Origin of the sequence: Streptomyces europaeiscabiei, assembly GCF_001550375.1 — a bacterium.
Classification (GTDB): Bacteria; Actinomycetota; Actinomycetes; order Streptomycetales; family Streptomycetaceae; genus Streptomyces; species Streptomyces europaeiscabiei.
In genome coordinates this window covers 1-1,086 of sequence record NZ_LRTR01000917.1, presented here as the reverse complement: position 1 = coordinate 1,086, position 1,086 = coordinate 1, and the positions used below count along the sequence as shown (strand labels likewise).

The 1,086-nt window shown below is 76.8% G+C and carries 1 protein-coding gene; it reads left to right on the top strand.

The annotated features are described in order from the left end of the window. Positions 1 to 1,086: polyketide synthase dehydratase domain-containing protein (locus tag AWZ10_RS46210; protein ID WP_208618675.1), on the top strand; the 1,086-nt coding region annotated here is incomplete at both ends.

Here is a 1,086-nt window from a genome sequence, read left to right as displayed (position 1 = left end):
GCCCCCGCCGACGACCTGGCCGCCTGGCCGCCGCCCGGCGCCGAGCAGGTCCCCGGCCAGGACCCCTACGCGGCGTTCGCCGCCGCCGGGTTCGCCTACGGGCCCAGCTTCCAAGGCCTCGGCACCGTGTGGGAGCGCGGCGACGAGGTGTACGCCGAGGCCGCGCTGCCCGAGCCGTACCGGGAGGACGCCGCGCGGTACGCCCTGCACCCGGCGCTGCTCGACGCCGCCGTCCAGGCGCTCCTGGTCCGTCGTCCCGGCCTCCGGGGCGACGACGAGGCGACGGCGCCCATGCTGCCGTTCGCCTGGACCGGACTGACCCTGCATGCCACCGGTGCGACCGCGCTGCGGGTGCGGCTCACCCCGGCGGGCCACGACCACGGCTACCGGGTTCTCGTCACCGACACCACCGGGCAGCCCGTCGCCACCGCCGACGCGATCACCCTGCGCACCGTGTCCGCCGCACCCGGCACCGGGGCCGACCGGCCCGAACTGCTGTGCCTGGACTGGCAGGAAACCCTCCCGGCCCCCGAGCCGCCGCGCCCGCAGACGACGCGCTGGATCGTGCTCGGCACCGGCGACGACAGGGCGGTCGCCGCACTCGACGCGACCGGCGTCCACCTGGAGACCTACGCCGACCTGGAAGCCCTCGGCAAGGCCGTCGACACCGGCATGACCATGCCCGACGTGGTCCTCGTGGCTCCCGCGCCGTACCGCACGGGCGGCCCCGGCATGCCCGAGACGGTCCGCGGCCACCTGACCCGCGCCCACGACCTGATGTGCGGCTGGCTGGCCGACGACCGGTTCACCGACTCACGGCTGGTGTTCGTCACCCGGAGCGCGGTGAACGCGGGCCCTGACACCGGGACCCCGGACGTCGCGGGTGCCGCCCTGTGGGGCATGGTCCGCTCCGGCCAGGCCGAACATCCGGGCCGCTTCCAGCTGGTGGACCTGCCCGGTGACGCCGAGGACGCGGACGGTACGGCCCTGTTCGCCGCCGTCGCCCGCACACGCCCGTACAGCGCGGTCCGTGACGGCCGTGTCCTGCACCCCGACGCCGCCCCCGCCGCCACCGGCGCGGGCACC